General features: G+C 72.4%; 29 protein-coding genes and 1 pseudogene. 4 read left to right on the forward strand and 26 right to left on the reverse strand.

Annotated elements, in window-relative coordinates:
• Position 1 precedes the first annotated feature (1 nt).
• The 19 genes from traF (H537_RS0125150) to H537_RS0125240 form a co-directional block, all read right to left on the reverse strand.
• Positions 2-820: a conjugal transfer protein TraF gene (gene traF, locus H537_RS0125150; protein WP_238446789.1), complete on the reverse strand. Its 819-nt coding sequence runs from the start codon at positions 818-820 to the stop codon at positions 2-4.
• A gap of 29 nt (positions 821-849) precedes the next feature.
• On the reverse strand, positions 850-1,218 hold the full coding sequence (locus tag H537_RS0125155; RefSeq protein ID WP_238446790.1) for a hypothetical protein: 369 nt from the start codon (positions 1,216-1,218) through the stop codon (positions 850-852).
• Entirely contained in the window at positions 1,215-2,543 is a 1,329-nt protein-coding gene (traN, locus tag H537_RS0125160; RefSeq protein ID WP_029000052.1) for a conjugal transfer protein TraN, read from the reverse strand. Before traN ends, H537_RS0125155 begins: the two co-directional genes overlap by 4 nt.
• Positions 2,540-3,292, reverse strand: a complete 753-nt coding sequence (gene trbC / locus H537_RS0125165) for a type-F conjugative transfer system pilin assembly protein TrbC (RefSeq protein WP_029000053.1) — start codon at positions 3,290-3,292, stop codon at positions 2,540-2,542. Before trbC ends, traN begins: the two co-directional genes overlap by 4 nt.
• Complete coding sequence (locus H537_RS0125170) at positions 3,279-4,289, reverse strand: TraU family protein (RefSeq protein WP_029000054.1); 1,011 nt, start codon at positions 4,287-4,289, stop codon at positions 3,279-3,281. The genes trbC and H537_RS0125170 overlap by 14 nt, the downstream gene beginning before the upstream one ends.
• Positions 4,286-4,987, reverse strand: coding sequence for a type-F conjugative transfer system protein TraW (traW, locus tag H537_RS0125175; RefSeq protein ID WP_084150939.1), 702 nt, complete (start codon positions 4,985-4,987; stop codon positions 4,286-4,288). Before traW ends, H537_RS0125170 begins: the two co-directional genes overlap by 4 nt.
• Positions 4,988-5,004: 17 nt before the next feature.
• Positions 5,005-5,553 carry a conjugative transfer signal peptidase TraF gene (traF, locus tag H537_RS45440; protein ID WP_051243233.1) on the reverse strand — a complete coding sequence of 183 codons (549 nt, stop codon included), beginning with the start codon at positions 5,551-5,553 and terminating at the stop codon, positions 5,005-5,007.
• Complete coding sequence (locus tag H537_RS0125185; protein WP_029000056.1) at positions 5,550-5,918, reverse strand: hypothetical protein; 369 nt, start codon at positions 5,916-5,918, stop codon at positions 5,550-5,552. The genes traF (H537_RS45440) and H537_RS0125185 overlap by 4 nt, the downstream gene beginning before the upstream one ends.
• Positions 5,915-8,479 carry a type IV secretion system protein TraC gene (traC, locus tag H537_RS0125190; protein WP_029000057.1) on the reverse strand — a complete coding sequence of 855 codons (2,565 nt, stop codon included), beginning with the start codon at positions 8,477-8,479 and terminating at the stop codon, positions 5,915-5,917. The genes H537_RS0125185 and traC overlap by 4 nt, the downstream gene beginning before the upstream one ends.
• A 9-nt stretch (positions 8,480-8,488) precedes the next feature.
• Positions 8,489-9,085, reverse strand: a complete 597-nt coding sequence (locus H537_RS0125195; RefSeq protein WP_043459959.1) for a TraV family lipoprotein — start codon at positions 9,083-9,085, stop codon at positions 8,489-8,491.
• Positions 9,082-9,882, reverse strand: a complete 801-nt coding sequence (locus H537_RS0125200) for a DsbC family protein (protein WP_029000059.1) — start codon at positions 9,880-9,882, stop codon at positions 9,082-9,084. Before H537_RS0125200 ends, H537_RS0125195 begins: the two co-directional genes overlap by 4 nt.
• The gene (locus tag H537_RS0125205) at positions 9,869-11,251 is read right to left on the reverse strand and encodes a TraB/VirB10 family protein (protein WP_029000060.1); all 1,383 of its coding nucleotides are present in this window, start codon (positions 11,249-11,251) and stop codon (positions 9,869-9,871) included. Before H537_RS0125205 ends, H537_RS0125200 begins: the two co-directional genes overlap by 14 nt.
• Positions 11,248-12,117, reverse strand: coding sequence for a type-F conjugative transfer system secretin TraK (locus H537_RS45445; RefSeq protein ID WP_084150940.1), 870 nt, complete (start codon positions 12,115-12,117; stop codon positions 11,248-11,250). The genes H537_RS0125205 and H537_RS45445 overlap by 4 nt, the downstream gene beginning before the upstream one ends.
• Complete coding sequence (gene traE / locus H537_RS0125215) at positions 12,104-12,670, reverse strand: type IV conjugative transfer system protein TraE (RefSeq protein WP_029000061.1); 567 nt, start codon at positions 12,668-12,670, stop codon at positions 12,104-12,106. Before traE ends, H537_RS45445 begins: the two co-directional genes overlap by 14 nt.
• Positions 12,671-12,688: 18 nt before the next feature.
• Positions 12,689-12,988 carry a type IV conjugative transfer system protein TraL gene (gene traL / locus H537_RS0125220; RefSeq protein ID WP_029000062.1) on the reverse strand — a complete coding sequence of 100 codons (300 nt, stop codon included), beginning with the start codon at positions 12,986-12,988 and terminating at the stop codon, positions 12,689-12,691.
• Positions 12,989-13,020: 32 nt separating this feature from the next.
• Complete coding sequence (locus tag H537_RS0125225) at positions 13,021-13,518, reverse strand: hypothetical protein (RefSeq protein WP_238446791.1); 498 nt, start codon at positions 13,516-13,518, stop codon at positions 13,021-13,023.
• The gene (locus tag H537_RS49690; RefSeq protein WP_051243234.1) at positions 13,515-14,240 is read right to left on the reverse strand and encodes an OmpA family protein; all 726 of its coding nucleotides are present in this window, start codon (positions 14,238-14,240) and stop codon (positions 13,515-13,517) included. The genes H537_RS0125225 and H537_RS49690 overlap by 4 nt, the downstream gene beginning before the upstream one ends.
• Complete coding sequence (locus tag H537_RS45455; RefSeq protein ID WP_051243235.1) at positions 14,237-14,737, reverse strand: lytic transglycosylase domain-containing protein; 501 nt, start codon at positions 14,735-14,737, stop codon at positions 14,237-14,239. The genes H537_RS49690 and H537_RS45455 overlap by 4 nt, the downstream gene beginning before the upstream one ends.
• Positions 14,738-14,895: 158 nt before the next feature.
• Positions 14,896-15,390: a hypothetical protein gene (locus tag H537_RS0125240; RefSeq protein ID WP_029000064.1), complete on the reverse strand. Its 495-nt coding sequence runs from the start codon at positions 15,388-15,390 to the stop codon at positions 14,896-14,898.
• A gap of 904 nt (positions 15,391-16,294) precedes the next feature.
• On the opposite strand from H537_RS0125240, the gene H537_RS0125245 reads away from it, so the two are divergent.
• The 4 genes and pseudogenes from H537_RS0125245 (at position 16,295) to vapC (ending at position 18,538) form a co-directional block, all read left to right on the forward strand.
• Positions 16,295-16,864: a DUF305 domain-containing protein gene (locus H537_RS0125245; protein WP_029000065.1), complete on the forward strand. Its 570-nt coding sequence runs from the start codon at positions 16,295-16,297 to the stop codon at positions 16,862-16,864.
• 197 nt (positions 16,865-17,061) lie between these two features.
• Positions 17,062-17,677 (forward strand): annotated as a pseudogene (locus tag H537_RS45460) (tyrosine-type recombinase/integrase).
• Positions 17,678-17,877: 200 nt separating this feature from the next.
• On the forward strand, positions 17,878-18,111 hold the full coding sequence (vapB, locus tag H537_RS0125255; protein ID WP_029000066.1) for a type II toxin-antitoxin system VapB family antitoxin: 234 nt from the start codon (positions 17,878-17,880) through the stop codon (positions 18,109-18,111).
• 16 nt (positions 18,112-18,127) lie between these two features.
• Positions 18,128-18,538, forward strand: a complete 411-nt coding sequence (gene vapC / locus H537_RS0125260; protein ID WP_029000067.1) for a type II toxin-antitoxin system tRNA(fMet)-specific endonuclease VapC — start codon at positions 18,128-18,130, stop codon at positions 18,536-18,538.
• A 355-nt stretch (positions 18,539-18,893) separates the two neighbouring features.
• Here the strand turns inward: vapC and H537_RS55900 are convergent, their stop codons facing one another.
• The 7 genes from H537_RS55900 to H537_RS54605 all read right to left on the reverse strand — a co-directional run bounded on the left by H537_RS55900 (position 18,894) and on the right by H537_RS54605 (position 26,220).
• A complete protein-coding gene (locus H537_RS55900) occupies positions 18,894-19,595 on the reverse strand; it encodes a Fic family protein (RefSeq protein WP_441293986.1) in 702 nt (233 codons plus the stop codon).
• A gap of 24 nt (positions 19,596-19,619) precedes the next feature.
• Entirely contained in the window at positions 19,620-20,507 is an 888-nt protein-coding gene (locus tag H537_RS55905) for a hypothetical protein (RefSeq protein ID WP_238446793.1), read from the reverse strand.
• 107 nt (positions 20,508-20,614) lie between these two features.
• Positions 20,615-21,235 carry an IncC plasmid conjugative DNA transfer DtrJ family protein gene (locus H537_RS0125270; RefSeq protein ID WP_029000068.1) on the reverse strand — a complete coding sequence of 207 codons (621 nt, stop codon included), beginning with the start codon at positions 21,233-21,235 and terminating at the stop codon, positions 20,615-20,617.
• Complete coding sequence (gene traD / locus H537_RS0125275) at positions 21,232-23,139, reverse strand: conjugative transfer system coupling protein TraD (protein WP_029000069.1); 1,908 nt, start codon at positions 23,137-23,139, stop codon at positions 21,232-21,234. Before traD ends, H537_RS0125270 begins: the two co-directional genes overlap by 4 nt.
• Position 23,140: 1 nt before the next feature.
• Entirely contained in the window at positions 23,141-24,784 is a 1,644-nt protein-coding gene (gene mobH, locus H537_RS45470; RefSeq protein WP_043459961.1) for a MobH family relaxase, read from the reverse strand.
• Positions 24,785-25,225: 441 nt separating this feature from the next.
• Positions 25,226-25,903: a FlhC family transcriptional regulator gene (locus H537_RS54600; RefSeq protein WP_051243236.1), complete on the reverse strand. Its 678-nt coding sequence runs from the start codon at positions 25,901-25,903 to the stop codon at positions 25,226-25,228.
• Positions 25,904-25,926: 23 nt separating this feature from the next.
• Complete coding sequence (locus tag H537_RS54605; protein ID WP_029000070.1) at positions 25,927-26,220, reverse strand: flagellar transcriptional regulator FlhD; 294 nt, start codon at positions 26,218-26,220, stop codon at positions 25,927-25,929.
• Between the last annotated feature and the right edge of the window lie 141 nt (positions 26,221-26,361).

Consider the following 26,361-nt stretch of genomic DNA (forward strand, 5'->3'; position numbering starts at 1 on the left):
CTCAGGGTGGCGCGAGCCGCTGCACGGCGCCCGGCACCATGGCCTCGAAATCCGGCGACGCGGCCCCGGCGACGCGCTCCACGAGCTGGCTCTCCGACATCACGCCGAAGCCGATGGGCACGATGCGCCCGGTGAAGGGCTGCGCCAGGTAGACGGCCGGCACCTGCGTCACGCGCAGCGCCGTGGCGGTGCCGTTGTCGCGCCGCGCCTGCGCGAAGCCCGGCATGGCGCCGCCGTCCAGGCTCACGGCCTCCACGCGCAGGCCGTGGCGCTGCTGGAAGGCCTGCAGGGTCGGCGCGAAGGCGTGGCAGTAGGGGCAGTCGCCGCGGAAGAAGAACAGCAGCACGTGGTCGCGCCCCAGCGCCGCGATGGCGCGCGAGCGCTCGCCGGCCTGCCGCTCCTCGAACACCTCCAGCGCCCGGGCGTTGACCGGGCGGCCCTGCAGCGTGGGGTCCAGCTCCGGCGTGGTCCAGGCCACGCGGCGGGCCACGTCGGCGAAGGTGGACGCCCGGGCCACGACGCGGGCCTCCAGCTCCATGTAGCGCCGGACGTTGGCCTCGGTGGGCTTCATGACGGCGACGCCGCGCGCGTCCTCCAGCGCCTGGCGCAGGCGGTCGAGCTCGGCCAGCTCCGCCGGCCGGGCCGGCGCCGACGCGGGCGCCGGGGGCGGGGCGGCCTGCCGCGGGGGCACGGGCGGCATCTCGTCCGGCGCCGGGTCCTCGTAGAAGTGCCAGCCGCGCCAGCTGTCGGCCCAGAAGGGGTCCGGCGCGCCCTGGCCCCAGGCGGCAGCGGACAGGCCGAGCGCCAGGAGGAGGGCCACGCGCCGCGGCGGGCCGGAGGCGGGGCGCCTCATGACCGCGAGCGCGGCGGCAGGCCGTCGCGGCAGTAGTCGATGCCGAAGTCCACCGTCTGCCGGCGCGGGGCAGCAGCGCCGGGCAGGTGCACCCCGTCCTGCCAGAAGCGCACGTTCAGCCGGCTGCAGCCGGGCTGGGCGTAGCGGCGCAGGGTGCTGACGTCGATGTGGATGGGGGACGTGGCCCTGAAGCGGCCGGTGATCGCGTCGGCCGGCGGGCCGGCCAGGACGCCATGGGCGCGGCCGTCCGGCGCGTCGATGGCCGCGACCAGCAGCGGCCGGGCGTCGGGCACCGGCAGCCGCTGCTGCGCGGTGGCGAGCGCCGGCAGCGCGAGCAGCAGCGAGGGCAACGGGTAGCGGTTCACTGGCACCTCCCTTGTCCGTAGTAGCAGGCCGGCACGCGGCCGCCCGCCTGGGCCCGCAGCGCCGCCTCGTCGGGCAGCACGGGCACCAGCGAGGCGTAGAACTCCGACAGGTCCATCGCCGCGAAGTCCAGCGCCTGCACCTGGGCCACCGTGAAGCCCGAGCAGTCGGGGGCCTTCGCCTCGCCCCAGCCCTTGCCGAACTGCACGCGCCCCTGCTCGTTGACGATGCGCGCCAGCACGGAGTTGAAGCAGCACTTGGACGTCGTGCGCTCGATGCAGGCCGCGCAGCGGCCCAGGACCCTGATGCACGAGGAGCAGTACGTGCCCACCGTCCGGCACAGCCGGGCGCCTTCCTTCATCGCCAGCCGGCCCTCGTCGGCGCTGCATGACATCATCGACATCACGACGTAGAGGACGACGGCGATGGCCAGGGTCCACGGATCGAAGGCCACGACGACGCTCTCGCCGGCGTGGAGCACCACCGCGCCGGCGGGCAGGGCCGTGCCGTTGACGGCGACGGTCACGCCGTAGGTGGTGAACGACCCGCTGAAGCCGCCACCCATCAGCAGCGCCTGCATGCCCTGGGCGATGAAGCGGCGGTTCCCGGCGTTCATCAGCACGTCGTAGACGAGGCGCGACCCGACGCCGAACAGGCCCTGGTTGGTCATGCCGGTGCCGGCCTCGTTGCTCTCGCAGCAGTTCTTCAGCAGGCGGTCGCGGCAGCGGCTGTCCTCGCCGGCGAAGACCTGCAGCCCCTCGGGGTCGAGGTAGACCCCGGCCTCGCGCGCGGCCTCCAGGAAGGTCGTGCTGCGCGCGAAGTCGGGATCGTCCGGGCGGCCCGTGTCGAAGCACCGGCCCTGCACGCAGAAGGTGGCGCCGGTGCAGCCCGCGGCGCCCGCCGCGCCGGTGCAGCCGACGTACCAGGCGACCAGGTCGTCCAGCAGGGCCGACGGGCTGCGCGAGATGTCCAGCGCGGCGGCTACCGCGGGATCGCCGGGGCCGACCGCGGGGCGCGGGGTCTGTGCCGACTCGAGCGCGCCGCGCTGGGCTTGGCATGCGGGATCCGCCGGCCGCGCGGTGCACCGCTCCAGGTGCGCGCGCGCCTGCGCCGCCAGGTCGGGCTGGCGGTAGTACAGGGTCTCGGCGGGGGCCGTCGTGTAGCCGGGCACGACGCCCGCGGCGGAGGGCGCCGTGATGCTGGCGCGGGCGGTGGGGATCGCGGCCCGGCCGGCGGCCAGGCCTTCCTCGTGCGGATCGGCCAGGGCGGCCGTCTGTGCCGCGACGAGGCAGGACGCGGCCACGGCCCAGGCCAGCCGGCGCATCATGGCTTTCCCCCCAGCCGCTCCAGGAACCGTCCGGCGTCCGCGGCGAAGGCCGGGGCCGCGCTGCGCAGGCGTGCCAGCGCGTAGTCGAGGCTGACGTCACCGGCGGCCTTCGCGAAGGTGTCGCCGCCGCTGCACAGGCTGCCCGCGCAGGGCGGCAGGGACGCGCCGGCGCGCACCAGCACGAAGGCGGGCACGCTGGCCACCGCGTAGCGGTCGAAGGCCTGCGGATCGACCTGCACCGCCACCTGCCGCGCACCGGCGAGTTGGCGCACCCGGGCCACGGTGCGCGTCATCGAGCCCTCGGCCATGCCGCGCAGCACCAGGACCGCGCGGGCCCGTGCCGCCTGGTCCGACAGGCGGGTGAGCGTGGCCTCGGGCATGGACAGGCTGATGAAGACCAGCAGGCGTGGCTGCGGCACGGTGGCGAGCGTCGGCGGCTGCGCGCCGGCGTCGAAGCCCCGCGCCAGCGCCCCGAGGTCGACCGGCTCGCGCGTCGCCGGCGCCGGCAGGGCGTCGATGCGGGGCGTGGACGGGGCCGGGATCCGGCGCAGCTCGGCGTCCGAGGGCGCGCGGTGGCGGCGGCGGGCGTCCTCGATGTCGCGCTCGGTGACCTGCGGCTGCTGGCGCCGCGCGCGCTCGATGTCGGCCTCGCCCACGGCGGGCGCGGGCTGCGCCTGCGCGGCGGCGGCCAGCAGCAGCGCCAGGGCCGGCAGGCCCGCGCGCCGGCAGGGAAGCTCAGTAGCCCACACAGCAGTTCCTCTTGCGGAACAGCAGGAACGCGAAGTCCTCGCCGCCCACGGGGTACTCCTTGCCGGCGCCCCAGGTGATGGTGCTGCGGCCGAAAGGCTGGCAGCAGCGGCCGTCCTCCTTGGCGGTGTTGGCGACGGGCCAGGTGAGCTGCGCCTTGTAGGCCGTCTTGTCCATGGTGGGCAGGAAGTACGGGCCGCACAGCCCGGCGGGCCCGTGCCAGCCCCAGGCCAGCAGCTCGCGGTGCATCCGGGCGGTGAGCCGCTGCGCCAGCAGCGCCGCGGTGCGCACGCCGCCCAGGTGGTAGGGCACGTGGCCGTCGAGCGGGTAGAGCCCGCCCTGGCAGCCTGCGCACCAGAACAGCTCCGCCAGCCCGAAGCCGGCCGTCGCGGCCACGCAGTCGGCGGCGCAGGCGGCCACGGCCGCCGGGTTGGCGAACAGCACCGCCTCGGGGTGCAGGATGAGCGCCAGCTCGTCGTCGCTCCACAGCGGATCGACCTCGCTGAGCCAGGCCAGGTCGAAGGAGCCCGGCTCCAGGCACGGGAAGTCCGCCACCACCTGCAGCCAGTACAGCACCGGGTTCAGGTAGAAGTGGGCCTGGTAGAAGCTGCCGCCGTCGCCGTCGCCTTCCGGCCGCGTGAACCGGGCGCCCGCGGGCGCCGGCAGGCCGGGGTCCAGGTCCACGCCGCCCAGCGACGGCAGGCAGAAGGGCTTGCGCACCACCTCGACGTGGCGCACCGGCTCCCAGAAGCCCACCGACAGGCCGACGCTCGGGTTGACGCCGCAACTGCACAGCGGGTTCGATGGGTTGGGGATGTCCTCCTGGCCGCCGAGGTCGGCCACCGTCGCGCTGCCGATGCTGATGGGCAGGATGCAGCTCCAGCAGATGTCGGTGAGCGGGTTGGGAAAGCGCCCGGTGCAGGTCGCGGCGTCGCCGGCCTGCGCCAGGGTGGAGGCCAGCGCCAGCACGGGGGCGAGAATCAGGCGCGCGGCGTTCATGGCAATGCGAGCTCGTCCACGCGCAGGCGCAGCCCGTCCTGCGACACCAGCGCGGGCACCTGGCGGATGCCCAGGCGCCGGGTCAGCAGCCCGCCCTGGTCGTAGTACACCGGCGTGCGCCAGGCCTGCATCAGCGCCAGCCAGGAGCCGCCCGTGAGGACGGGCCTGACGCCGCCCGGCTGCCGGTCCGCGATCTCGCGGGCGCGGCGCACCTGGCGCGGGTCCCGGGCGTCGAAGAACAGCAGCTGACGGCTCAATCGCACCACCTCCAGCGGGTTGCGGCGCGTGCCGGCGGCAAACAGCAGGCGGCCGCTGGCGTCGAGGACGTTGCGGTCGAGCGTGAAGCTCGGGTCCACCAGGAAGCTGCGGGGGACGGCGGTCGCGGCCAGGCCCTCCACGGGCCGCGGGTGCCGCGCCGCATCGATGCCCCGGGCCGCGGCCTGGGCGGCCAGCCGCTGCAGCTCGCCGCTGCGCTGCAGGTCCTGCAGGCGCTGCTCGATGGCCGCCAGCAGGTGCGGCTCGGTGATGGCGTAGGTCGGGCCCAGGCTGCCGAGGTCAACGGCCCGCGCGGGCGGCGCGCCCGCGAGCGCGACCGACGCGGCCAGCAGGGCCAGGAGCGGCCTTGCCGGCCACCGGGCCCCGGTCGCGATGGCACGGGCCGTCCGGGCCGGGCGGGGGATGGGACCGATGCCTCGCATGCGGGCCTCCATGGCGTTCACAGCAGCGGTGTCACCGTGCCGATGACCTGCCCGGCGGGCACCAGGCCGCCGGCGCGGTAGCGGGAGTCGAAGGAGTCCGGGCTGGTGCCCTGGACGTAGTAGTGGCCGGGCGGGATGGCGCCGGGCGCGATCGGCTCCAGGGGCCGCTGGCCGCGCGTGCGCTCCAGCGCCACGCCGACGGCCTGCCCGTTGACCGACACCTCCCGCCCCCGCACCGTCACCACGTCGCCCGGCAGGCCGCGCACGACCTTGAAGAAGGGCTGGTGGCGCAGGCCCGGGCGGCTGTCGGCCGCCGCGCCGTCGAAGGCGTAGAGCACCAGCTCGCCGCGCGCAGCGGGCAGCACGCCGCGGTGCAGCCAGGCCACGCGCCAGGGCAGACTGGGGGTCCAGTTGAACAGCAGCGGCAGCCGCGGCACCGGGTCGGCGAGCAGGCGCAGGCCCGCGAGCACCCAGATGCCCAGCACCGCCAGGTACGCCAGCCAGCGCCAGGGCCGCGCCGGGCGGGACGACCGGGTGCCAGCAGCAGGTGCGGACGGGCGCCTCATGGGGATTCCACCTTGCGGCGCAGCCGCGGCGTCAGGTCCACCACGCCGGCGGACGGCGCTGCTACGGCGCTGCTGAGCATCACCAGGCAGCCGCACTCGCGCGGCAGCTCCTCCAGGGCCACGGGCAGGCGCTGCGCGAACGTGCGGGCCATCTGCAGGGCCTGCTGCCGCTCCTCGTCGCCGGTGGCGCGCGTGAGGATCTGCGTGAACTCGGCCTCCTTCTGCCGGTAGACCTCGCCCACGTCCACCACGCCCACCCGCAGCGCCGGCCGGACCACCCAGCGGTCGTAGCCGGCCAGCGCCGCGCCGGCCACCAGCGCGGCGACGCCGGCCTGCAGGAGTGCCTGGCGCAGAGCGGGTCTCATGAGGCCTGCCCCCGGCGGCGCAGCAGCTCCGCGATGGCCTCGTCGATGCCCAGGCCCTGCGCGCGCAGCTCGTCCAGCGGCGCGTTATCCTCCAGTTTGTTGGAGAACAGCAGGTGCGTGGCGGGGTCGAGGATGACGCGGGCCACGCCCTCGCCGACGGGCGAGGACACGTAGACCTCGGAGAACGCGCCCGGCTCGGTGCGCAGCGAGCCCAGCAGCCGCTTCCTGGCCACGTCCATGGACAGCCGCCCCTTGCGGTCCAGCATCTCGATCGACTCGGGCTTCTGGCGCAGCAGGAACACCCAGTCCGAGCAGTTGAAGGCCGCCTCCATCTGCACCGAGGCGTAGTAGTCGTCGGCGCTCTGCGTGGCCGTGCCCAGGGCGCCGCCGTACTTGCGCGCCCGACGCGCGGCTTCCTCCACCACCGCGGCCTTCACCGGGTCGTCGCCGCCGGTGTCGCCCAGCTGCTGCTTGAGCTCGTCGATGAAGAGCAGCTTGCGCCGGTTGCGCGTGAGGTACATCTCGCCGGTGATGCGGTGCAGCAGCAGCAGGTTGACCACCGCGTGCAGGTCCGGCCGGCGCCGCAGCTCCTCGTTCTCGATGACGATGAAGTCGTTGTCGAAGTCGACGTTGGCGCGGCCCTCGAAGAAGCGCTCGTACTGCCCGCCGCGGGCGTACGGGTTGAGCATGAGGGCGAGGTCCTTGATGCGCGGGTCGTTGACCGCGCCCAGCTCCTCGATGGTCCCGGCGCGGAAGGCGTCGCGCAGCGCGGTGATGGTGAGGTCGTTGCCGTGCGCGCGGAACAGCCGCAGCACCATCGCCGAGAGGGCCTTGTACTGGACCTCGTCGAGCGTGCCCGGCGGCGCGGCCATGCGGGCGAGGGCCGGCACCAGCATGTCGATGTCCTCGTGGATGTCGGCGATCGCGGAGAACGGGTTCAGGCAGAGGCCGGCGTCGGCGCGGAACTCGATGTAGGTCCCGCCGGCGCGGCGGCACAGCCGCTCGAAGGAGCGTCCCAGGTCCAGCATCCACACGCGCGCGCCGATGGCCCGGTAGGACCAGGCCATCTCGTTCATCAGCACCGACTTGCCCGAGCCCGGCGCGCCGACGATGGCGAAGTTGTAGTTGCCCAGGTCGTTGTCGAAGAGGTCCAGCGTCATGAGCTGGCCGCGGCGGCCGCCGAACACCAGGGCCGGCGTGGGCGTGCCGCGCCACTCGGCTACCAGCGGCGCGAGGTGCACGGCGTTGGCCACGGTCTTGCGCGTCACGCGCCGCATCCGCGCCAGGTCGCGGTGCAGCCGCTCCGACAGCGTCATGGGCAGGCTTGCCAGCAGCGCCTGGCGGTGCATGTAGGCGTCGGCGTTGATGCGGAAGCCCCGGCCGCGCCAGATGGCGCTGGCGGCCTCCTGGGCGGCCGCCGCCTTCTCCGGCGGCGCGAACACGGCCAGCTGGTGGTACAGGCTCACCAGGCTGCTGCCGGTGTCCAGCGCGTGCGCGGCCGCGGCCCAGTCCTGCAGCTTGCGGCCCACGTCGGGCATCACGGCCGCCATGGAGCTGCGCGCGTTCTGCGTCGCGCGCACGTGGTTGGCCGTGACGACGGAGCGGGCCAGGTTCGGGTCGAGCACGTGCACGCCCAGCGTCAGCAGGAAGGGCGAGCTGTACTGCAGCGCCGGCTGCATCAGGTCGCCGATGAGCGAGCCCATCTGCCACAGCGCGAAGCGCTCGGGGAAGGACTTGATGGAGTGGAAACGGGCCTCCAGCCGCGGCCCGCCGCCGGCCTTCCACAGCGTCAGGCCGCCGGGGTGGGCGTCCTGGACGGTGTCGAAGTCGACGATCTGGTCGCGGATCTCGCGCCCGTCGTCGTAGTGCAGGCGCGGCGCGCCGGGCTGCAGCAGGCGGTCGGGGTTGGTGAACAGCGCGCACCACTCGATCAGGTCCGCGGCGTCGCACACGTGGCCGGGCAGCGACGCCGCGCGCAGCGTCGAGGCCATGGTCTCGCGCAGCGCCAGCAGCTGCTCGTGCCGGGCCGGGTCGTGCGCGCCGCCGGGCAGGGTCACGCTCAGCATCAGCCGGAAGTCGCGCACCGTGTAGTGGAAGCCCGCCGTCAGGGACTGCTGCGCGCCGCGCAGCAGGTGGCCCACGCGCTGGCGCGCCAGGCGGCGGAAGGGGTTGCCGTTGCGCACGGGACGGCCTTCCTGCCGCGCCCGCTCGCCCTGATCGGCGTCCTCGACGCGCAGGTTGGCGTAGCGGCACAGCGGCTCCTGCACGTGCGGCGAGGCGAGCAGGTGGAACTGCAAGCCGGTGCCGCTCGGGCAGCCCGCGTAGAGCGAGGCCAGCACCTCGCACATGCGCTCGTCCGCGCCCGATTGCGGCAGCAGCTCCATCAGGAAGCCGGGACCGTCCCGGTTGACGAAGAGCCGCTCCTCGGCCAGGTAGGCGCTGTAGGGCAGCCAGGCGCTGAACTGCTCCGCCGGCGTCTCGTCCGCGACCCCGAGGCGCAACCATGACCGTCCCGGCAGCAGCGCGGCCGGTGCAGGGGCGTGCGGGGTGGGCAGGTCCATGGCGGTCCTTCATTCGTTGGGCGGGGTGCGGGACGGCGGGCGCGGCAGGCCGGGCAGCGCGGGCAGCCCGCCGCCCGGGCGCTGCGCGTCGCCCGCCGGTGCGGCCGGCGGCGTGGCCGCGGCCGGCGCCGCGGCGGGCGTGCGCACGGCCACCGGCGGCCGCACGGGCGCGTAGGCATCGCGGATGAGGCGCTGCGCGTGGTCGACCAGCCAGCGGCCGCCGTCGACCTGGACGTAGACGTAGCCCTGGTCGTAGAGGTCGTGGTCGGCGTCCTCCCAGGGCTTGAACCACAGCCGCAGGATGCGCGGCGGGGAACGCAGCGTGCCGGGCCCCGATCCCGGCGCCCCCGGCGCGGTGGCCGGCAGGCCGGCAGCGGCCGGGCCCGCGGCGGCCGGCCCGGGTGCCCCGGCGCGGGCGCGCTGGGCGGGCAGGTTGCTGGCCAGGGCGTTGGCGTAGGTTCCCGAGACCGACTGGCAGGCCACGCCCGCGGGCGCCTTGCAGCCGTAGCTCGACGAGCCGTCCAGGCCGGACAGGCTCATGCAGCCGCCGCACAGCGCCGCGGCGAGCGCCACCGCCGGCCGGGCGCGGTCCGGGCCGCACCTCATGGCCGCCGCTCCCGCGCCGCGCTGGCGAGCCGCTGCTCGATCACGTCCCGGGCGACATGGCCCGCGGTGCGCGTGCCGTCGGCCCAGAGCAGGGTGGGCGTCCCCTGCACGCCGAGCCGACGCGCCAGCGCCGCGTTGCGCTCGACGGGGTGCTCGCAGCGCGCGGACGGGTCGGGCACCGGCACTTCTCCCTGCAGCATCGCGCGCCGCCACGCCTGCTCGCGGCTGCGGGCGCACCAGATGGCCACCGGCCGCTCCAGGCCCTGGAACGGCACCAGGAAGGTGTGGACGGTCACGTCGTCCAGGCCCGCGAGCTCCTGCTCCAGCAGGCGGCAGAAGCCGCACGCTGGGTCGCTGAAGACCGCGACGTGGCGCCGGCCGCGGCCGTGCACGGTCGTGATGGCATCGGCCCAGGGCAGGGCATCGAAGGCCACGCTCTCGCCCTGCGCCGGCTGCGTCTCGCCGGGCGCGGCCTCGGCGGCGCCGGCGGCCGCCGCGAGGCGCGGGCCCGTGAGGTCCGTCATCGTCTGCGTGTCGAACAGCCGGCCGAACACGAAGTGGCGCGGGCTGCGGTCCGACACGTAGGCCACGTTGGCCCCCATCCACACCTCGTAGAGCCCGGGCACGGGCGAGCGCGTCACCTGCGTGAAGCGGGTCTGCGGATGCGCCCGGCGCAGCGTGTCCAGCAGCCGGGCCTCGTCGGGCCGCGCGGCGCCCGCCGGCACGGCCAGCGCGCAGCCCAGCAGCGCGAGGAGGGCAGCCGCGCACGGCCGCGGGCGGTGATCAGTAGCGGCCATCGTCGTCGGCCTCCAGGTAGCGTTCCTCGGGCGGGACCGCGGCGGCGCCGGGCTCGGCCGCGGCCGTCGGCACGTCCACGCGCACGCCCTTGGTGATCACGACGTCGATCTCGCGGCCGGCATCGACCTCGATCACCGGGAAGGTGTTCTCCGCGAGCTTGATGTAGTACTGGGCCAGCCGGTCCAGCGCACGCCCCACGCCGTGGCCCAGCCCGGCGCGGTAGGCGTCGGCGCCCGTGGTGGTGGCGATCGTCCCCAGCGCCGAGGTGCTGTAGCTGGTGGAGGAGGTGGCCAGCCCCTGGCCGATGCCGCTGACGACGCCGGCCAGCAGCGCGTTGGCCAGCATCTGGCCCTGCTTGGTGACCAGGCGCCCGCGCATGCCGACCTTGCCGTCCTCGCCGTAGACCGTGCCCTGGATCCGCACCTCCAGCGCGGAGCCGTCGGCGCGCACGCACGACAGGCTCTCGGTGCGCAGGTAGGCCCGCTCCGAGCTGATGTCGCCGTAGCCCGCGGCCACCACGAAGCAGTCGCGGTACTCGCCGCGGAAGCGGTTCGGCAGCACCGTGTCGTCCGAGAGGCGGATGAGCACCGGGTGCGGGTTGGACTGCGCCTGCCCGCCCGTGGGCGCGTCCAGGCCGCCCAGCAGCGTGCCGCGCGTGAAGCTCACGGGCAGGAAGCCCGCGAGGCCGCGGCCGTCGCCGGCAGCCGTCGCCTCGCCTCGTGCCGTGCCCGCCTTGTCGACCGCGGCCCGCGGCGAGACGGCGACGCGCGTGAGCGCCGGTTCCGGCGGCTCCGGGTCGAGCGCGGGCATCGGCGCGGCCAGCGAGGCCATGGGCAGCGGCGGCAGGCCCGGTGGCATGGCGCCCGGGACAGGCACCGCCGGGAGCGCGGCCGGCCGGGGCGCGGGCAGCGGTGGGAGGGAGGGTGCCGGTGGCGCAGCGGGCGGCGTGGCAGGAGGCGCGGCGGGCGCGGAGGCCGGTGTCCTGGCCTGCGCGGCCGCCGTCAGGCGCTGCTCCAACTCGGCGAAGCGCTGCATGGTGCGGGCCTCGAAGGCCTGGCGGTCCTTGTTGAGCCGCTCCTGCTCCTGGCGCTCGCTCTCGTACCGGGCCAGCTTGCTGCCCGCCGTGCCGACCCACTGGTCGACCGGGTTGACCTGGGCGCCCGGCGGCATCACGCCGATGCGGGTGACGTGGTCCTCGGCCCTGGCCCGCGGTCCCGGGGCCCGCTCCTGACGCCCGTGGTCGGCCAGGGCGAACACGGCCCACAGCAGGCCGACGCCGCCGGCCAGGAGGGCGGCCAGCAGCGCGAACTGGCGCTGCCGGGGCGTCAGGCGCGCCAGCAGCCGGTCCAGCACAGCCGGGCGGTTCACCGTTCGCCTCCACGGCGGATCACGAACACGTTGGTGCTGTCGCCCGGGCGCAGGTTGTGGTTCTCCACCGCGACGCCGAGCACCTGGCCGCCGGCCTTGCTGTCGGGGCGGTCGAACTCCTGCTCCGCCAGCACCATCACGGCCCCTCCGGTGTTCTGCAGCAGGTACTTCTCGCCCCACAGCCCGCGCCCCTCGTAGCGGCGCATGAGCGAGAAGCGGGTGTCGGCCCAGAGCTGCACCGGCCGGTCCACTTCCTCGACCCGGATGTCGGCCGGCACCCGGTCGGAAGCCATCGCCACCAGCATCGCCTTCATCGTCCGGACGTGGTGGGCCGAGGGGCTGGCGGCGGATGTCCCGTCCGCGGCGGACCCCGTGCGCCCGGCGCCGCGGTCGCGGATGACGATGGTGTCGGCCGGCGTGTCGGCGCGCTGCAGCAGCAGCGTGTAGGTCGCGCGCGCCGAGGACACGAACAGGCTGACCGGCCTGCCGCCGTCGCGGCCGCGCGCGGAGGGCCGCACGTAGATCTCGCCCTTGTCGCGGTCGCACTCGACCACCAGGTCGGCCGTGCCCCGGGCGGGCGCGCCGGTCCCGGCCGGCGTGCCGCCGGGCACGTCGCCGCAGGCGCCGGCCTGCACGTTGCCGAACACGTCGACGATGGGCGTGCCCTCGATGCGGATGCGCGTGGGCTCGCGGGTCGACAGCGCAGCCCGCACCGTCACGCCGTCGCGGGCCTCCAGCACCTGCAGGGCGCGGGACGGCGGCGCGTGCAGCAGGACCAGCAGGCCCGCCGCTGCCGCGGCGGCGGGCCGGCACAGGGCGGCCTCCAGGCCGCGGGGGCGGGACGGGATCCGGTCAGGACGCCTCATGGCCGATCTCCTTGAAAGTCTTGAGGTGGATGCGCCCGCCCGCGTAGCGGAACTCGACCAGGTAGGCCCGGCTGTCGTTGCTGGTCTCCTGGCCGTTGACGAGCGTGCGCAGGCGTCCGCGCACGACCACCGACTGGTTCGCCTCACTGGGCCGCAGCTCCTGCGGCGCGAAGGAAGTGCTGGCGTTAATGCGCTTGAGGCGCGCGGCCTCCAGTTCCTGGCGCGTCCTGAGCGCCCCGTGCTGGTCCGGCTCGACGTAGCCCAGCAGCACGTCCTTCTTCCAGTCGATGGACGAGGGCGTGACGTCGAGCACCAGCCAGGCGACGAAGGCCGCCATCTGCTCCAGGTAGGCACTGCTGGCGCTGTCGCGCGCGACCCAGAACGAGCGGTCGATGGCAGGCGGCACGACCACGGTTCGCTGCGTGCCCAGCAGGCACAGGATCACCGCCAGGGCCAGCACCAGCGCCGCCGCCATCGCACCCACCGCCACGCCCAGCACGGCGTTGCGCCGGCGCAGGTCCTTCAGGTCGGCGCTGAGCCTCGGGAAGTCCATGGTGCCTCCTGCAGCAGCTCAGCCCACCATGCGGCGGATGTGCGACGGCGGCGTCGCCGTCATGGCCGACAGCGGGTTGGTGGGCAGGTGCCAGTACAGGCAGTGCAGGGCGAAGGCCGGATGCCGGTCCGCCTTGATGCGGGCCACCCAGCGCGAGGCCAGGAAGCCGGCGAGCACGCACAGCATGAACGCGAGCCCGGACCCGGACAGGTAGCCCACGAACAGGCCCAGGATGGTGGGGGCCGCGACGTCGATGTCCCAGAAGCCGATCTTCCAGGGGTCGTCCAGGCGGCGCGGGATGTAGGTGTCGTCGTGCATGGCAGGCCTCTCCTGCGGCCGGGGCCGCGTGCTCAGACGACGGCGCCCATGATGGCGCCGCCGATGACCAGGCCCACCGCGGCGAAGATCGCCAGCCCGACGTAGGACAGCACTGGCCCGAAGTTGCGCAGCGCCGCCAGCGAGATCAGGGCCACCACGAAGCCGATGAAGCCGACCAGCGCCTTGATGCCCGGCCCCAGCGCCGCGATCTGCGTGAGCGCCGAGGTCATGGGGCCGTCGATGCCGGTGAAGCCCACGAGGTCCAGGGCCTGCGCGGGCGACGCGAGGCCCAGGGCCAGCACGGCGAGCGCCAGCAGCACCGCGGCGGCGTTGCGCCGGCGTGGCGGGCGGGTGGCAGGGGTGGCAACGGTGATGGTGGGCATGAGGACCTCCGGTACGCGGTTCGGAACGGGCAGGGGCAGGCGGGTGGCGTGGCTTTCCGCGGCGCCGGGCGGCGCGTGGCTCCAGGGTGGCCGGGCGCGGCACGGCAGCAGTGGTCGCGCAGCGGTGGCGGCGATGGCGCTCTTCACGGTCCGGCCTCCTGGCGCTCGACGAGGATCTCGACCCGCCTGTTCCTGCGCCGGCCGTCGGCGGTGTCGTCGGGCGCGGCGAGGCAGCAGGCTCCCCGCGCCTCGACCCGGATCGCCGATGCGAGCTGCGGCTGGCGCTGGCGCAGGTGGGCCGCGACCGCGTCGGCGCGCGCCCGGGCCAGCGCCTGGTTCACCTGCGCCGGGCCGGCGCCGTCGGTGTGGCCGGACACGAGCACGCTGCGCGCGGCCGGCACGCGGCTCGCGAGCTGGTCGAGGGCCTGGCGTGCCGACGGGTCCAGCGTGGCGGACCCGGACGCGAAGAGGACGGTGGCCCGCAGCGACTGCGGCTCGCCCGGGGCCGGGCCGGCGGGCGGCCCGGCCGGCGCGGGCGACGGCGCGGTACTGGAGGGAAGGAGGACGGTTTCGTGCTCATCCAGCCCCGCGGCGAGGCCGTCCAGCGCAACGGGCGTCTCCGCCGGCGGCTCGGTGGCGAGGACCTTGGTCGTGCGCACCGGGCAGTCCGGCGGCAGGCAGGTCGTGAAGGTGGCGTCGCGGCCGAAGTCCTGCTGCACGATCCGGGGATGGAGCGCCGGCGCCTGCTGCCGCGCCAACGCGGCTGGCGGCGGCGATGCCGGTTGCCGGGCCGACGTGCAGGCCGCGAGGAGGGTCGCGCACAGCAGCAGGAGCCCGGCACCGGAGCGCCCGAGGAAGATGCCGGTCATCGCGGTGCCGCTCCCGGGGCGGTGGTTGCGACGGCAGCCATGCCGGTCTGCGTCCCGCGTGGAAGGCTGCGGAACACCCGCCACGCATAGCGTGCACGCGCCTGCGTGCAGGCGTCGCCCTTGAGCTGCGAGCACGCCGCGTTGTACGAGCCCACGGCGTCCCACGTCGTGCCGCGGCGGGCGAAGGCCTCGGCCAGCAGCCAGGCGCCGACCTGGATGTTGGTGCACGGCTCGTACAGCCGGGCCTCGGTGATGCCGTGGCGCGCCAGCCGGGGCAGGTGGGCGCTGTTGATCTGCATGAGCCCGATGTCGTAGGTGCCCGTGCGCGCCTGGTGGGAGCGGTTCACCGCGCGCGGGTCGAGGCTGGACTCGACCCGCGCGACGGCCACCAGCAGCTCGGGCGCGATGCCGTAGCGGTGGCCCGCCTCCTCCCAGCAGGCCCGGGCCTGCAGGGGCAGCCCGGTCGACACGATCACTCCGGCAATCAGCAGTCGCATGGCGCGCTCCGTCGCGGTTCGATGCGGTCGGTCGCCTGCGGCGCAGGCGGCAGGACAGGGCCCGGCGCGGCCATGGCCGCATCCGGTCCCGGGGTATGCCGGCGGCGGGCCGGCGGGGCGGTTTCAGTTGGGGCCGCCGGGTGGGCGGCGCGGGGGGATCAGCCCGGGCGCGGCAGCCGCCATCGGCTGGAGCGGTCGGCCATGTTCAGGCGCGCCTGGTGCAGCACCCGGGCGTCCGCGTCGGCCAGGCGCCGCGCCAGCGCGACGCAGGCGGTGGTCAGCTGGTCGAGCTGGAACTTGGGATGGGGATGCCGGTTCGCCGGCGAGCGCTGCAGGGCCTGCAGCAGCTCGTACTGCGCCCGCCACATCGACTCGCGGCGCCGCGGCGTGGCGGGCGGGCGCAGCACGAGCTCCGTGCCGAGGAACTGGAAGATGCGCGTGGTTGCGTCGTCATCGGCGAACACCAGCGATACGCAGGCGCCGATGAGGTCGGGGAAGCGGAACATGGGGGCCACGTTGTCCTCGCTGTGCAGCAGGCCGTAGAGCCACTCGTGCTCCTCCAGCCACAGGCGCGTCTCGATGGTGTCCGAGGGCTCCGTGTCCGGTGCGGCCTGTGCCGCGGCGAGTCGGGCGGGATGCAGGTCGCGGCTCATGCGGGCTTCCTCCGGCATCGGCAGTGGCGGGCGGGGTGCTGTCCAGTCCATGTGCCGAAGGGTAGGCAGCCGCTGCGGGCCGGTCCCGGTGAAAGGGGTGGCCTGCGAGGGGGGATTTCGCGATCAGGGTCGCAGTGCCGTCCATGGGCAATTCGAGCCCGGTCGGGGTCCAATGACCACGCAGGGCGCAGTCCGGCGCCAGGGGGCCGCCTGCGGACCGACGGAAGCACCCAGCTTGAAATGGCGAACAGGGCCGCCTCCAGCACGCTGATGGCGTCGCCGCCGTTGCTGGGCTACAGGCCGAACAGCTCGCGGCCGTGCGTGGGCGCTGGCCGGAAGCAATGGGGACTCGCTCACGCCGCGAATGCCGGGTGAGCTGGAACCAGGGCGACGCAGGAGTCCCGACAGCGGCTGCAGGACAAGGCATGGTGGAACCAGTGTGCTGCCGGGCTGTACCGGTCAGCGCGGCGGTCGCTGTGGCTTCGTGATCGGCGACAAGCGGCCACCAACGGTCGTTCGCCAAAGCCAACTCGACGTATCCTCAAGGCTGAACCCGGTCAGTCGCCACCAACCGTTCGCGCGGCAGCATCCGACTATCAACTGTCCTTCGAAGCTTGCAGCCTCGACCGACCGTTACCACCTCCTTCACCGGTCACTCGACCGAGGCCGGCCGAGTTTCTAACGTGAACGACTGCTGGCGAATCCGGTGACGGAACGTGCCGTGCCTGTTGCGGCCGCTCAGGGCGGTTGGTGACCAATGCCGAAACCGACATTCAATGGTGAAATTTCACCGATCTCGTTGTATTAGGGAATGCCGTTTGCCAAGTTTTGAAAGGCGAGCAGGAGTGCCATCAGCTTTGATCACGCCCCATAGCCGCTGCTGACAGAGCAAAGGAAGGCGACCATGGACCCCAAGAGCCAAAGCACCCACTCGACGATGAAGATGGGCTGGGGCCGCTTCTTCGCGATGATCGCCACGTCGACGATCGTGATGTTTCCGCTGATGTACCAATTGGTCTTCAGCGCCGATCACGCCACCTTCAGTCTCACGAGGCTGGTGTCGTCGGTCGTAATGGGCTGCGTGATGGCGGTCATCATGCTGGCCTTCATGTGGAAGATGTACGCCGGGCCAAGAACGAAGCTGGCAATCCTAGTCGGCTCCATCGTGCTCGGCGTCATCATCCTCGCGATCAATCGCCAGCAGACGCTGATCGGCGATATCGACTTTATGAAGTCGATGATTCCGCATCACTCGATCGCCATCAACAACGCGCGCAAGGCCGACATCCGCGACCCGCGCGTGCGCAAGCTGGCCGATGGGATCATCCGAGCGCAGGTCAAGGAGATCGCCGAAATGAAGCTGCTCGTGGACGACATTGAGAAGAACGGCGCACGCGGATCGGTGACCCTGCCGCCGATGACTGCAGAACTGACGCAGGACATGAAGCCGGAGATTGAGCAGGCCGTCCGGTGAATGAGGAAAATGCGTCGGCCGGAAGCGTCGTTGAAGACTGGCCGCTCCTGGCCGATCCGAGGGCGTGAGTTCCCCCGCATTCCACCAAGCTGACTATCGAGTGGAGTTGCTCGCGGCACGGGTGGTTGACCGAGGCCGGGAACCGCCGATGCCGTCAGGCGCATTCTGCGTAGCCCTCAACTCGATGGGAGACCATCATGGGCAACGCGACTCATCGCGAGCCGTGGAACAAGGGCAAGATCGTTGGCGCAGAAGGCGCCGTTCAAGGTGAAGGACATCTGGGCACTGCGCGTCCGCCTTCAGATGGAAGGCAGGGTGCGCGAGCTCGCGCTCTTCAACCTGGGCATCGACAGCAAGCTACGCGGATGCGATCTCGTTGCGCTTCGGGTCCGGGACGTGTGCCACGGCGAGCAAGTGGCGACACGCGCGATCGTCATGCAGCACAAGACCCAGCGCCCGGTGCAGTTCGAGATCACGCAGGCCACTCGGGATGTCTTGCAGGCGTGGATAAAGCAGGCCGGCTTGAAGTCGGAAAATTTCCTGTTTCCCAGCCGACTCCACGACTCACCTCATCTGGGGACCCGACAGTACGCCCGGATCCTTGGGCACTGGGTCGACGAACTGGGCTTGGACCGCGCTGACTATGGGACGCATTCGATGCGAAGGACGAAGGCAACGCTGATCTACCGGCGCACGAAGAACCTTCGCGCCGTGCAGCTGCTGCTTGGACATTCCAAGCTCGAGTCAACCGTACGATACCTGGGCATCGAGGTCGATGACGCCTTGGAGATCTCCGAGCAGACGGAAATCTGAGGCGCTCGTACGCGGCCGCGCCAGCCATCGTGGCCTCGGGCGGCCGCCTTCGATGGCAGTTCTGTGGTGCATAGCCAAACAGGAAGTCCCGGCCACAAGCTGTCATCAGAAATGGGCGCCTCGCTGGAATCCTGCTATCCACCGGTGAACTCACCAAGGAATGGCATATACTATTGCCATATCCCATTCGGAGGTCTGCGATGAGCATCTCGTCCGTCTTCACCAACAACCGATCTCAGGCCGTGCGTTTGCCGGCGGATGTGCGCCTGCCAGAAGGCGTCAAGAAGGTTCAGGTTCGCGCCCGCGGCATGGACCGCATCATCTCGCCGGTGGGTCACACCTGGGACGAGTTCTTCCTGAACGGGCCGCGGGTGTCCGAGGACTTCATGGCCGAGCGTGCTACCCAGCAGCAGGCCGAACGTGAAGCCTTCTGACTGATTCGACGCCGAGATGCTGAAGTACCTGCTCGACACCAACATCGTCATCTACGTCATCAAGCGGCGTCCGATCGAGGTGATGGGCGTGTTCAACGAGAACGCCGGCCGCATGGCCATCTCGTCCATCACCCTGAGCGAGCTTTACCACGGTGCCGAGAAGAGTGCCAAGGTCGCGCAAAACCTTGCCGTGGTGGAAGAGTTCGCCAGCTTGCTCGAAGTGCTGCCCTACTCTGCCAAGGCCTCTGCGCACTATGGCGCCATCCGCTCTGCGCTGGAAAAAGCGGGGCGACCCATTGGCGTCAACGATTTGCACATCGCGGCCCATGCACGCAGCGAAGGGTTGACCCTGGTTACCAACAACCTCGGTGAATTCGAGCGGGTGCCCGGCCTGTTGTTGGAGAACTGGGTCAGCAACCTGGCCTGAGTGCACTGCAATCGGGCCATGGGCCCGGATGGCCCGCGTAGAAGAGCCCTGCTGCGACTGCTTCTCGGCAACCTGGATGGGGCACCGGGTGTCGCCGGTGGGTCTTCTGCGAGTTCAAGCGGCATGGGCGATCGCCTGAGCTGCAAGCCGCCTGGGCCGGGTCCTTTGTCTGCTGCCCCTCGTACAGCCGCCATTCGGACCAGCACAGGTCATCGGGCCCAACGACTGCTTGATGCCGTCAGTGTGACCATGGCCAGCGACGACCAATGGCTGCAACCGCTGCGAAGCGGGTGTTCGCGATGGCGAGCCGAATGCCGGCAACGGGCACTAACCGGATTCCCGAATCGTCCCTGAATCAGCCATGGCGGGGCTGGAGCTTGGACAGCTCACCGGGCGCCGGAGCAGTTTTGAACGCCTTGGCCACGGCCTCGCAGATCTCAACCCAGACGCCGTCCCTGAGCAGGTATGGGACTTCTTCGGCCAGAGCGCCGCTGAGTTGCCCGCCGTTGGCCTCGATGGAGCGGATGACGCGGTCGATCAGCACGTCGGGCATCTCCACAATCTCCTTGATCGCCAGCCGCGCCCGGCCATGGGCCTGCATGTACCTGGACTCCCTGCGCATGTCCTGCTGGATCGTGCGTGCGATCACCTGCGAGAGGTACGCGACATGGGCGCTCAGGTCGGGCAGTCGCCAGGCCGGGCGCGCCACGTCATTCCCTTCGAACATGAAGTTCGAGACCACGCCGTCGGGATAGCGCGTGCGGTCCGGGGCAAAGCGGCATCGGTCACGCACCAAGTGCATCAGTGGCGCCGACACCGCATTGAGGATACGGTTGTAGGCTCGGCGCTCCGCGGAGTCGTTGTCGATGAGCGCCGACACCGGAATGATCACCGGTTTCTTCACGAGGCCGTCGCGGCGCAGGATGTCGTTGATCAGGAAACGATGCACTCGACCGTTGCCGTCCGCCAGGGGACGGATGTATACGAATCCGAAGGACGCCACCGCGCTGCGCATCACGCCCGATTGACCCTGGGTGCGCTTGAGAAAGGTCTTCACGCCCTCAAGCATAGGCCGCAGGTCTTACACCGGCGGCGCCACGTAAGACACCACCTCTTCGAAGCGCATGGCTTCGCCGACGAAAGCCGGCGACTGCCGGATGCCGAGCGCCTGCAGCATCGTGCGCCGCCCCAGGATCTGCGACTGCAGCAGTGCCAGCGTCTCATGGTCCAAAGCCAAGGGACCGACTCCCGTGCGCCGGCCTGTCAGGTTCGCGAACAGCTGGTTGCGGTCTGCCTTGTCGGCCTTGCCCTCGGTCTTGAAGCTGGACCGGCTGTCCCGCAGCATCAACCATACGGCAGGCCTCATCAGCAGCTCTGCGTCGAACTCCTCTTCCAGCTGGTGCAGCAGGGCCGGGATATCCAGCGCCATGGCCTGCTGTAGCTCGGACGTCTTGCGGACCATGGGGCAGAAGTGTCGATTGCCCGGCATGTTGTCGCGCACGTGCCAGCGGTGGTTCGACCCTGCCATGCCCGGCGAGGCCGTCACCAGCTTGTCCGGATCCAGTGCATCGACCAGCGGGCCTACAGGCTCGACGGATATGGGCAGTTCCCGGCCCGTGAGCCATTCGTAGAGGAATCCCGCGCGGCGCGCGTACTGGCCGGTAGGCTCGCTCTCCACCCAGCCGACGAGTTCCTGCGGGTCGATCCGCTCGAACACGCGCGCCAGCAGCTCCACGTGAGCCACCTCGTGCTTGAGGTGAAAGGTCACATGCCCCCTGAGGCTGTCTGCGGGACACGAGGCCTCGGCGAACGTCTCGAACCGTCTTCCGTTGATTTCCCTGGTCGTGCGGCGCTTGCCAATGCTGCTGACGACAGGTAGCTGGGCCGCCAGGGCAATCGCGTAGTGGTGCGCCAGCCAGGCACCCCCGATCACGTCCTCTTTTTCATGATCCATGGCTCTGGTTCTCAAAGAAGCATGCAGATCACCGAAGAAACATTATTGAACCGTTCTTTGGCAATAAACATTCGATCCGGGACGGTTGATCGACCGTCAATTCGGGAGCGGGCGCCTCTTGATCACCCCCGCTGGTGAAAGCATCCCAGTGCCCGCGCCCCCAGCAGCCCGACCACCAGCGGCGCGCAGGGCATGACCAGCGGATGCAGCGGCACCGGCGCCACGACGCAGACCATCGCCAGGCAACCGGCCATCACGGCCGCCGACGCCTGCGCGGCGAACATCTCGGGATCGAGTCGGCGGAATTCCCGGGCCTTCACGGCCCGCGAGGCCAGGGCGTCGGCGCCCGCGGCCAGCAGGACGACCAGCGTCCAGGGCAGCCACTCCACCAGGGCCACGGCGCGGTAGCCGGCCAGCAGCAGCAGGGCGTCGATGGAGCGGAAGTAGGGGTTGTCGAAGAGATCAGCCACCGCGCCGGCCATCTGCCGCGACACGGCACCGCCGACGTCGCCCGGCGCCGCCGTGTCGGTATCGGCTCGCGGTGTCGCGGCCCGGGCCGTGTCCTGCGTGTCGAGCGCCCGGGCCAGCAGCCGCGTGGCGTGCTCGGGTCCCCAGAAGGCCACGGCGGCCTCGTGCTCGGCGCGCAGCCGCGCCAGGAACCGCTCCGCCGGCAGCGCAGAGGGCAGCCAGAGCACGAGCACCAGCAGCCCGAGCAGGGAGACGATGGCGGTGGCGCGGATCAAGGGCCGGCTCCCGCGGTCGCCACGCCAGCCGGGGCGTCGGCATCCAGGATCGGGAAGCGCCCCTTGATGATCCGGCCACCGGACACCGAGGCGAAGTACTGCAGGTTGGGCAGCTTGCCCAGCACGTCCGCCGGCACCATCTCCTCGAGGCTCTCGCACAGCTGCGTCGAGTAGCTCGACGAGAAGTCGCCCAGGTGGGCGTCCGTGCCGGTGCTCACGCCCACGCGCAGCGTGTGGATGGCCGTGCGGCCGAAGGTCTCGACCACGAAGTCCTGGGTCGGCCGGTCCTTGGAGCGCAGGGCGATCAGGTTGTTGAGGTTGCCCAGCGCCATGCGCGCCGCGTGCTCGCTGCCCAGCCGCCGCGCCAGGTCGGCCAGCGTCTGCATGGCGCAGGTGGTCTGGATGCCGCCCTCGGCGCCCTTGTTCAGGATCTCGATCAGCGGCTGGTTGATGACGTTGGAGACCTCGTCGACGAAGAGCGAGATGCGCCGGTGGGCGCCGAGGTTGTAGCGCATGCCCACCCGCGCGGCCAGGTCGGCCAGCGCCAGCGCGCCGATGGCCGTGGCCACCGACGGGTCGGGCAGCGAGTCCAGGCACATGTAGAACACGTGGCCGGCGCGCTCGATCTTCTCGAAGTTCATGATCGGGCGCAGGTCGTCGGCGTCGAACGGGTCGGGCGAGAGGCTGCGGCCCAGGTCGCCGGAGGTCAGCATCGACAGCACCGGCAGCAGGTTGGCGGTGATCTTCTGGTAGTGCTCGCGGTTGTGGCGGAAGGTGCGCACCTGCGCGTCGATGGCCTTGTGGCGCCGGGACGGCGCGACGTACTGCTCGTAGTAGGTGACGAGGGCCAGCAGCTCGGTGCTGGCCGCCTCGGAAGGGCGCTTCAGGTTGCCGCGCTGCGCCTCGTGCAGCAGCCGCTTCATCTCCGGCTGCTCGCGCCAGCCCGGGCCCAGCGTGCGCTCGCAGTAGCGGCGCAGCGAGCCCTCCAGCACCGGCTCGATGCCGCCCTCGATGTAGCGGGTGAGCTTCACCAGGTTGGGCCGCTCCTCCAGCTCGATCAGGCCCTGGACCACCACGTTGACCGCGTCCCAGCCGAAGGCCGTGAAGGCGCTGGCCGTGTCGGGCGGCATGATCGACTGGATGCGCGAGGCGATCTCGGTGGGCTTCTGCCAGTTGAAGGTGAAGTCCAGCCGCACGCCGTCCTCCGGAAAGGCGGGGTGGAACTCCAGGAAGGTGCCCGGCTCGCGCCAGTCCTCGCAGGCGCGCTGCACGATGCGCCGCAGGCGCCGGCTGTTCTTGGGGTCGATGACGATGACGACGTCGCCGCGGCGCACGGCCTGCGTGATCAGGCACCCCAGCGCCACGCCCTTGCCCGACTGGGTGGTGCCCACCAGCAGCGTGCCACCCTCGAAGTTCTGCAGCGGCCGGTGCAGCGGCCCCTCGTCGGGCTCCACGCCGTGGATGTAGGGCAGGCCGATCTGGGCGTCGGGCTGCGGGTCGGGCTCGTGGCCCAGCCAGGCCAGCAGGCGCGGCGACAGCGCGAACTGCCGGTAGTCGGCCTTGGCCAGCTCGTACAGCCGTTGCGCGTGCACCGGCCGCCATTCGAAGCCGAAGCCGAGGAACACCTGGTCGGGCCGCTGGCACCAGCGCGCCAGCTCAGCCGTGCCGATGGTCTGCACGGCACGGCCGCTGAGCGACGCGCGCAGCACCAGCGTGCGCAGCGCCTGGGCCAGGCGCATCACGGCGCAGGCGAAGCAGCACAGCGCCAACGGCCGGGCCAGGGCCGTGGGCATCGCGCCCGACACGCCGCCGAAGGTCAGCACGGCGGTGGCGGCCAGCCAGGCGGCCGCGGCGTAACTCTCGTAGGCCGGCCGCCAGGGCATCTCGTAGCGGCGCACCAGCACGTCAGTCCCCGGACGGGCTGCCGGCGGGCGAGAAGGCCGCCAGGCCCAGGCCCTGGATGAAGCGCGGGCGGATCACCAGGCCGGTGCAGGGCTCGCCGTCGATCTCGTGGGTCGCGAGGGTGGCCTTCGTGCGCCCGCCGGCCCCGACCAGCATGCCGGCGTCACCGAGCGTGCGCAGGGCCTCCGTGGCGTCGATGCCCTGCCGCTCCAGCTCGTCGATCCGGACGAAGAAGCCATCCGCCGTGGTGCGCGACGCCAGCGACCGGGGCTCCTTGCCGGCCGCGCTCACGGCCTTCGCCACCGCGTCCCGAACCAGGGGATCGAGGCGCCTGGGAGGGTCCAGCGTGACGGTGCGGCGCCGGGGTGCATCGCTCTTCCGGGGCGGCTTCTCGGGCGCCTCGCCATCGGGCCGGTCACCGGCCTCCACGGCGGCTGGGGGCTCCGTTCCGGGCAGCGGCAGCTGTGCCATGGCCGCGGGCGCGGACGGCGCGCGTGCGGGTCGGGCCCTGGCCGGTGGCTGCCCGGGATCGCGTGCCAGCGGGACCTCCAGCGGCGCGGGGCAAGGCGTGACGCCCGCGAGCAGGATGTCGGGCGAGGACAGTCTGACGGCCTCCGCCAGCGCCTGGGATCCCGGGATCTGGATGGGCCAGAGGGCGGACGCGCCGTCGCGGGGCTCCAGCACGCCCGCGTCCAGCAGGGCGTCCAGCATGGCCTCGGGCGACCTGGGCATGCCGGCCAGCTGTGCCGCCTCCAGTGCCGCCTGGAGGTCGACGGCGGCCTGCGGCCAGGTCACGTACAGCCCCTCCCGGCCCAGCCACAGGCGCGACTTGTCGCGGTTGGGCACCCAGGCCGCGTGGCCGCGCACGAGGCCCTGCATGGCCTCGACCAGGCAGCGCGCGACGTGCGTGCCGGCCGGGGCCGCGGCGCCGCGACCGGCCCGGGCGCGGAGATCGCGGTCGATCACCAGCGCGAGGGCGCGGCGCACCAGCGTGTCGAGCACGTTGCGGTCACGGTACAGCGACAGGCCGCCGACGCCGGCCAGCAGGTAGGGCACGATCACGGCGTTGTCCTCGCCCAGGAAGCGCATCACCTTCGCCGGCACGACGTGGGGCAGCACGAACAGGCCCTGGGCCTGCACCGGCAGCACGTCGGCGCGCCAGCGCACGCAGTACCGGTCCAGGCCGCGGTCGAGCAGCCAGTCGGCCAGCGGCATCAGGCAGGCCGGCCATTCCCGGCCATGGGCGTCCAGGACCAGCAGCGGTCCGATGGTGCGGTGCAGCTCGCAGCACAGGCCGGCGATGAAGGTGGCGAGCTGCCAGCGCGGCTCCAGGTGGCGCCGCTCCGAGATGGTGGAGCGGCCGGCGAAGATGTGGGCGTCCGTGCCCTGCAGCGCGAAGAAGGCGACCTCCAGGCCGAGGCGCAGCAGCCCGCCCGGCTCGCTGAAGTGGCCGCCGGCCGTGGCCGGAAGACGGTGGACGCAGGCGGCGTAGCGCCCCAGCAGCGGCGCGATGTCGCTGTCGAAGGTGGCGCGGTCAACGCCGAAGGCCAGCCGGATCCGGTCGATCAGCGCCTGGTGGGCGGCGAGAAGCTGGTCGGCGGGCACGGCCTCGATGCCGTCCTCGTCCTGCAGGTGGGAGTCGGGCATGCCTGTTCCTCCGTGCTGGGGAAGCGCCGATCCTGCAGGGCCTGTCGTGGCCGCGCGATGGGGAAACGGCCGCCGGACGGCCGGGGTTTCGGCATCAGGGGGCGTTGCCGTCCGGCACGGACGCAGGCGCGGTGCCGCCTGCTCCTGCGTCCGGGACGCGGAAGGCGCCAGGGGCGGCACGGCAGGCCTGGGAGCACCGGGCAGCCGGTGCCGCAGCCGGCCCGGCTGCCCATTTATCGGGCAGCGCAGGGGAAAGGTTTGCCGATCAACGACTTGCGGCAGCCGCCAGCCCCTTGCCAACAAGCTTGTCCACAGCAACGGTGGATGGCCGGGGCGTGGATCGGCATGGCAAGGAAAACTGGCAAAACAACATGCGAGATTCACCCAATCCACCGCCCGGCCATCCCTCCCGGGCCACGGTCCCGGCGAGCCCGGCACCCGCTACGGGCTTCCTGTCTTCCCGCTGTCGCCACCTTCCAGGTCGGCCGCCGACCGGGGCGCGGAGGCCCGCAGCAGCTCGCGCACGCCGAGCGGCACGCCGCTCAGGTCGGCCAGCGGCCGCACCGGGAAGGACGCCTGCACACGCGTGTCGGTGCCGTAGCGCTGCACGAGCTTGCAGAACGGGCACTCGTCGTTGCTCAGGGCGATGGCGCCGTAGGCGGCCAGGAAGGTGCTGTGGCACCCGGGGCAGGCCACCAGCGAGAAGCTGCGCACGCTGGTGAACCAGAGCCCGTCGGTGTGCCCGGCCAGGTCGAAGGCGCGGTCGAAGCTGATGCGGTGCGGCGGCTCGCACACGCCGCGGTACTGGCGGTAGGCGCCGACCAGGGCCTCGGCGGGGCCGATGTCCGCCTCGCGCAGGCGCCGGTACAGCGCCATGGCGATCGAGGCCTCGGTCCGGTAGAGCAGGTTGGCGGTGTGGTACCAGTCCGGCGACTCCGGCGGGCGGCCGCGCGGCACGGCCTGCCGGTCGGGGAACAGCAGTTCCAGCAGCTCGCGCGCGGGCAGCCCTGTGAGGACCGCGATGGTGCGCACCCGGGCGCCCAGCTCCGCGCAGGCCTGCGCCAGCTTCAGCGCCTGCAGCCGGCACTCGATCCGCGGCGGCGTGCGTGATCCGTCCATGGGCATGTCCTCCCCATGGCAGGTCAGGCGCAGAGCCGGCCGGTGTCCTGCACCGCGGCAAGCGGCCGCGCCAGCGGCAGCGGCGCGTCGAGCAGCGCGAGCAGGTCGCGCCGCGCCGGGAACAGCGTGACGTCGCCCACGTTGGCCACCAGGGCCATGATCTGCTGGACGCCGAGCGTGGCAATGCGCCCGGCCAGGGCGGCGTCGAGGCCGAACTTGCAGCACGCGGCGGTGCGGTCCTGCAGGATGGCGTCGTGGATCGTCAGCAGCAGGGTGAGGTTGGTGAGCTGGACATCGGAGAGCCGAGCCTGGTCCATGGTGCTGTCCTTCGGTGAGGCCCTTGCGGGCTGGGTGTCGTGGAATGCAGGGGGTCGGTGGAAAGCGAGTGGGCACTGCGTTGGTGCGTCGCAGCATAGGCAGCACGGCGGGGAGGGCGGCGCGTGCCGCCCCCCTCGCGT

It is taken from the genome of Azohydromonas australica DSM 1124 (assembly GCF_000430725.1).
Classification (GTDB): domain Bacteria; phylum Pseudomonadota; class Gammaproteobacteria; order Burkholderiales; family Burkholderiaceae_C; genus Azohydromonas; species Azohydromonas australica.

What these genes read in the sequence shown, in the direction of transcription:
- traN (WP_029000052.1), bottom strand. Translation starts at nt 2,543, where the DNA reads ATGATGCGCCGGCTGGCCTGGGCCGTGGCCGCGTCCTGCCTCGTCGCG.
- H537_RS0125170 (WP_029000054.1), bottom strand. Translation starts at nt 4,289, where the DNA reads ATGAACGCCGCGCGCCTGATTCTCGCCCCCGTGCTGGCGCTGGCCTCC.
- traW (WP_084150939.1), bottom strand. Translation starts at nt 4,987, where the DNA reads ATGCGAGGCATCGGTCCCATCCCCCGCCCGGCCCGGACGGCCCGTGCC.
- traF (WP_051243233.1), bottom strand. Translation starts at nt 5,553, where the DNA reads ATGAGGCGCCCGTCCGCACCTGCTGCTGGCACCCGGTCGTCCCGCCCG.
- H537_RS0125185 (WP_029000056.1), bottom strand. Translation starts at nt 5,918, where the DNA reads ATGAGACCCGCTCTGCGCCAGGCACTCCTGCAGGCCGGCGTCGCCGCG.
- traC (WP_029000057.1), bottom strand. Translation starts at nt 8,479, where the DNA reads ATGGACCTGCCCACCCCGCACGCCCCTGCACCGGCCGCGCTGCTGCCG.
- H537_RS0125195 (WP_043459959.1), bottom strand. Translation starts at nt 9,085, where the DNA reads ATGAGGTGCGGCCCGGACCGCGCCCGGCCGGCGGTGGCGCTCGCCGCG.
- H537_RS0125200 (WP_029000059.1), bottom strand. Translation starts at nt 9,882, where the DNA reads ATGGCCGCTACTGATCACCGCCCGCGGCCGTGCGCGGCTGCCCTCCTC.
- H537_RS45445 (WP_084150940.1), bottom strand. Translation starts at nt 12,117, where the DNA reads ATGAGGCGTCCTGACCGGATCCCGTCCCGCCCCCGCGGCCTGGAGGCC.
- traE (WP_029000061.1), bottom strand. Translation starts at nt 12,670, where the DNA reads ATGGACTTCCCGAGGCTCAGCGCCGACCTGAAGGACCTGCGCCGGCGC.
- traL (WP_029000062.1), bottom strand. Translation starts at nt 12,988, where the DNA reads ATGCACGACGACACCTACATCCCGCGCCGCCTGGACGACCCCTGGAAG.
- H537_RS49690 (WP_051243234.1), bottom strand. Translation starts at nt 14,240, where the DNA reads ATGACCGGCATCTTCCTCGGGCGCTCCGGTGCCGGGCTCCTGCTGCTG.
- H537_RS45455 (WP_051243235.1), bottom strand. Translation starts at nt 14,737, where the DNA reads ATGCGACTGCTGATTGCCGGAGTGATCGTGTCGACCGGGCTGCCCCTG.
- H537_RS0125240 (WP_029000064.1), bottom strand. Translation starts at nt 15,390, where the DNA reads ATGAGCCGCGACCTGCATCCCGCCCGACTCGCCGCGGCACAGGCCGCA.
- H537_RS0125245 (WP_029000065.1), top strand. Translation starts at nt 16,295, where the DNA reads ATGGACCCCAAGAGCCAAAGCACCCACTCGACGATGAAGATGGGCTGG.
- vapB (WP_029000066.1), top strand. Translation starts at nt 17,878, where the DNA reads ATGAGCATCTCGTCCGTCTTCACCAACAACCGATCTCAGGCCGTGCGT.
- vapC (WP_029000067.1), top strand. Translation starts at nt 18,128, where the DNA reads ATGCTGAAGTACCTGCTCGACACCAACATCGTCATCTACGTCATCAAG.
- mobH (WP_043459961.1), bottom strand. Translation starts at nt 24,784, where the DNA reads ATGCCCGACTCCCACCTGCAGGACGAGGACGGCATCGAGGCCGTGCCC.
- H537_RS54600 (WP_051243236.1), bottom strand. Translation starts at nt 25,903, where the DNA reads ATGGACGGATCACGCACGCCGCCGCGGATCGAGTGCCGGCTGCAGGCG.
- H537_RS54605 (WP_029000070.1), bottom strand. Translation starts at nt 26,220, where the DNA reads ATGGACCAGGCTCGGCTCTCCGATGTCCAGCTCACCAACCTCACCCTG.